A 4298-nucleotide genomic window follows, 5' to 3' on the forward strand; every position below is an offset into this window, starting at 1 on the left:
GGGTAGTTTCGGGTTTTAATCCTAAAATGTCTAAATGTTTTTTGTAGTTTCTTGCCTGTTCTTGGTAGGTTTCAGAGTAGATTTTATGCTTGCTTGGTGCGCCCATCTTTTATTATTTTAAATGTTGAATTTTAAATTTTAAATGGTTTGGTATGACGTTTTTAAGGTTTATGATGGTTTTGCTTACTCAATATTTTATTTTTAGGAACGCTAGACTATTTTTTTACTGTTTACTTATATTTTACAATACTTTACACCGTTTTTTAGTGTTCCTTTTGCGTTCCTTTAGTGTTCCAACTTACTTTTGCTCTTGTCGTAGCTGTTCTATTTGTAACATTAAAAAGTCTTTAATCTCTGCTCTTAACTTTTGGTAATTGTCCCAATAGGAGATTTTATATTTTATGCCTTTGTTTGCAAAACCGCCAACCTGTTTGATGTATTCCAACTCTAAAAGTGTTTGTATATACCTAAATATCTGTGTTTTACTTATTCCTAAATCTTGTCTTATATCTCTTAAAATAAACTCTTGATTTTCACTTTTAACGTACTTTTTTAATCGTTCAAAAAATTGTCTTAAACTTCCATCGAGTTCATCTACTTTTAAAACTATGGATTCAAAAAGTACTTCGGTTGCTTGTTCGATGTCTTCGATTTCGGTAATTAATTGGTTGTTATTGGTTAGTTTCCTTTGATATTGATTTAGGAACGTTACTTGTTTGATTACGGCTTGATACATTTCGTTTAATCTTCTTATTTTATGTACTTTTTCGGGTAGATGTAATTGTGTTGCATAAGGATTTATAACCTCGTAAACCTTTAAATTTCTGATGATTTGTTGGATAAAATTGATTGCTTTTTGGCTTTGGTTTGGATCTATTTCTCCTGCATTGCGTTTGTTTTGGTAGTCGATTATTCTTGTGGTTTGTTCTTTGCTTTCATCGATGGCTATTAAAAAACTTCTGCTCATATTGTCTTCGTAGGTTTCGCCTTTGGTGGTGGCTGATAGACTAGAGAACTGACCTTTTACAATTTTATGAGAAGATTTGTTATTTCCTTTTTTGTCTTTTATGGTTACGGAACTTCTTAAAACTTGGTTGGATATAAATTCTCGCAGGGCATAGAGTGCATCTTCTTTTAAGCCGTCTAAATCTTCAATAATCACCACCTTTTGGAATAAATCAAACTCACCCCAATTATAAAGTGAACTTTCTGTAATTCGTGTAAATCTTAAAACATCTTCGGGTGGCATTAAATCCGCTATTCTGCTTATAATATGTGTTTTTCCGCTACCGCTTGAGCCTTGAACTAATGCGTGTAATGGGCTTTTGTTTAGATAACTGATGATGATTAAAAATAATAACATTCTGCTATTTTCTTCGCCAACTATTCCTGCTTTTCCGATTTCTATGTTTAAGTTTTTTAGTAGATGTTTTCGTTTTAAGAAGTCGATAGAGGTTGGAAGTTGGGAGCTGGAAGCTGGAAGTACTTCGGTTTGTGGGATTGCTTCGCTTTGGCTCGCAATGACTGGTTGTCTTTTGTCTAAAAGTTCAATAAATAGTTTTTCATTGTGTAGTTGTAGTGTTTCGTTGATGTCTTTGTTTATTGGTTCTAGCACACTTATTTTTATTCCTGGTAATTGCCTCCCTTTGGTCAGCGAATCTCCGATTTCTTCTAAAAGTAGGCTAGCATATTTTGTAATGGCTTCTTTTCCTGCTGTATCATTGTCAAAAGCAAAGATGATTTCTTCTAATTGTTTGAGTTCCTTAATGGCTTTGATGTGTTCTTCAGTTAGTCCGTTAGTTCCATAACACGCTAATAAACTGTAATTTTCTGCTATTTGATTGACTTGTAATAAACTCGCACCATCAATAATACTTTCGGTTAAGATTAGTTTTTTAGTATTTACATTGGGATAATTTGGATATAAACCTTGTCGATTTTTTAGATAAAAATGTTTACTTTCTTTCTCGTTTAGTGTGCTTCTAAAGTATAATGATACTACTTTATTTTCTCTATTTTTTAAAGCAAAAACAATACACCATTTACCAAAAACGTTGTAAGCGGTTTCTCCTGTTCTGCCTTTGTTTCCTTTGTCAATTAGTAATCCATATTCTAAACACTGATTTATTAAAGTTTCGTCTTTTCTTGCTCCGTGATGGAACTGACCACCATTGTAACCGACTTCTATTTTTTTATTGTCTAAACCTCGAGATTGTAGATATTCTTTGGCTGGTTTGCTGTTGCTAATGGCATTTTTAAAATACTGGTACATATTGCCCAAAAATTGCTCTCTCGATAAATCTTGCTTCGTCATCTTGGTAGTTCCCCCTTCGGGGGCTAGGGGGCTGATTATTCGCTCTGCTATTTTAATGGCTTCGTGTTTGGTGCAGTTTTCTTTGTACAATATAAAATCAATCACATCCATACTTTTGCCGTGTGTTTTACAGCTCGAAGAAAAACAATATGCCGTTTGTGTTTTGTAGTACACTTGAAAACTTGGGGTTTTGTCTTCGTGGAACGGACAATTTAAACGACTTTTTTTGTCGGTTTTTAAGCCGTAGTAATGCAGAACATTTGCCATCGTAAGCTGTTGTTTTATCTCTGATATTTCCATTGTTGAAACTTTTTAAAAATATTTTTATTAACCGTTTTCGGTGCAAAGATACCGAATGAGTTTTATATGGTAAAATTTTAACGATTTTAATTAACCGTTTTAGTTTTATATATTTGCAATATCAATTGAAATAAGGGTATTTATTAACCTTTTAAGTGTTATTTTATGGTAACTTTCGGTAAAAGATTAAGAGAAGCAAGAGACAGCAAAGGCTTGTCGCAACAAGATTTAGCAAAGCTAATCGGTAGCGTACATACTGTAATTGGTAGATATGAAAGGGATGAGATGAAACCCTCTATTGATGTAGTAAAAAAATTAGCTGATGAATTGGGAACAACCGTTGGCTACTTAATTGGAGAAGCCAAAGAAGCCCAGTTTTTAAAAGACCCTACTATGTTAAAAAGATTTCAAGAGATTGACGAACTTACAGAAAAAGACAAAGAATGCGTCTTTTCTTTACTCGATGCCTATCTTGCTAAAAGTAAATTACAAGCCTTTTTAAAATAACAAACCCCGCATTTGCGGGGTTTGTTATTTATAATGCTATTAATAATTTTTTAATTCCTCACTTAAATCTCTTGCAAATTCATCTAAATCAACAACAAAACCAGATTTGCCATTTACAGGAAATACATCTATTAAATAGTTTTTAGATGCAATTAAGTCAAATATCTCATCTTCTAAATCGTCAAGAGTCAATTTTTTAGGAGTACATTCTCTCCATCCTTCCTCAAGATTAGAATTAATAAACTCTTTAGCAGACCAAAATGATATCAAAGTTTTATCGTCAATGTCAGACAAAGCATAATCTCCATTAACATCAACAATAGTCCAAAGCTCCTCGTAATCTGCAACTTTTTTAATAAAGTACTTATATCTTTCTATTGGTTGCAATACAGACACATTCTTAATTTCTTTAGCATTCATAAATTAATCATTTAAAGGTCTTTCTTTATTTTTTCTACCTCCATTATCATATTTATGTTGCCTTCTATGTAAATCTCTGTCTTGTAAGTTTGAATTTTTATATGAATACCCTTTTGCTGCCTCTCGACCTCTCTCGTGTGCCAAATCTTTTCCAGGAGGATTACGGATTGATTTCCTATTACCTCTCTCTATTTGATTCATTTCTGATTTTATCCATCCTTTATCAGCTTTACCTAATTTAGGATCTGTAGCCAATTCTACTAATCTCTCTTGTTTTCCTGCTCTACCTGCCTTTAAAAGTGATTTAGCATTATCTGCGGATTTTACTGCATCGATAGCATTTTCAATAATATTAATATCTTTTTTAATCTTACCTACTTTTGCTAAATCCCCTGCATAAGGAATAACACCAACAGCACTGATAGCTGCACTAAAATAATCTCCATCATCAAAAGCCATTTTTGCACCGACAGCATCGGATATTCCTGTGGGGTCAAAAATTCCCACTATATCTAATCCAGCACTTAAAATATCTTTTCCGCTTAATGAATAATTCCCTCCAAAATCAACACCTAAACTACTTGCATTAACTTTTATATCAATTAAATCAGTTTTTAATGTTACACTGGAGTTATTTTTACCAAGTATGACTATATCAGTTGGAGCCATTCCATCTTCATCAACAAAACGAATAGGATTATTGAAAGAAAAACTATAAGGCGACCAGTCTGGGAACTCTTCGGCTAGTGGGTCAATA

General features: G+C 32.9%; 4 protein-coding genes. 1 reads left to right on the top strand and 3 read right to left on the bottom strand.

The genetic code is table 11. The features are described 5' to 3' along the window. Window positions 1-298 precede the first annotated feature (298 nt). A complete protein-coding gene (locus B0A78_RS05480) occupies window positions 299-2614 on the bottom strand; it encodes a toprim domain-containing protein (RefSeq protein ID WP_097609450.1) in 2316 nt (771 codons plus the stop codon). 165 nt (window positions 2615-2779) lie between these two features. On the opposite strand from B0A78_RS05480, the gene B0A78_RS05485 reads away from it, so the two are divergent. After that, window positions 2780-3121: a helix-turn-helix domain-containing protein gene (locus tag B0A78_RS05485; protein WP_088389951.1), complete on the top strand. Its 342-nt coding sequence runs from the start codon at window positions 2780-2782 to the stop codon at window positions 3119-3121. Window positions 3122-3160: 39 nt separating this feature from the next. On the opposite strand, the gene B0A78_RS05490 is transcribed toward B0A78_RS05485, so the two are convergent. Both B0A78_RS05490 and B0A78_RS05495 read right to left on the bottom strand, forming a co-directional pair. After that, entirely contained in the window at window positions 3161-3541 is a 381-nt protein-coding gene (locus B0A78_RS05490; RefSeq protein ID WP_097609451.1) for a DUF2750 domain-containing protein, read from the bottom strand. Between the two features lie 3 nt (window positions 3542-3544). Continuing rightward, on the bottom strand, window positions 3545-4298 hold a 754-nt coding region (locus B0A78_RS05495), incomplete at its 5' end, for a polymorphic toxin type 8 domain-containing protein (protein WP_249030947.1).

It is taken from the genome of Flavobacterium columnare NBRC 100251 = ATCC 23463 (genome assembly GCF_002530675.1).
Classification (GTDB): domain Bacteria; phylum Bacteroidota; class Bacteroidia; order Flavobacteriales; family Flavobacteriaceae; genus Flavobacterium; species Flavobacterium columnare.

Coding starts and splice junctions, on each gene's coding strand:
- B0A78_RS05480 (WP_097609450.1), bottom strand. CDS start 2,614: ATGGAAATATCAGAGATAAAACAACAGCTTACGATGGCAAATGTTCTG.
- B0A78_RS05485 (WP_088389951.1), top strand. CDS start 2,780: ATGGTAACTTTCGGTAAAAGATTAAGAGAAGCAAGAGACAGCAAAGGC.
- B0A78_RS05490 (WP_097609451.1), bottom strand. CDS start 3,541: ATGAATGCTAAAGAAATTAAGAATGTGTCTGTATTGCAACCAATAGAA.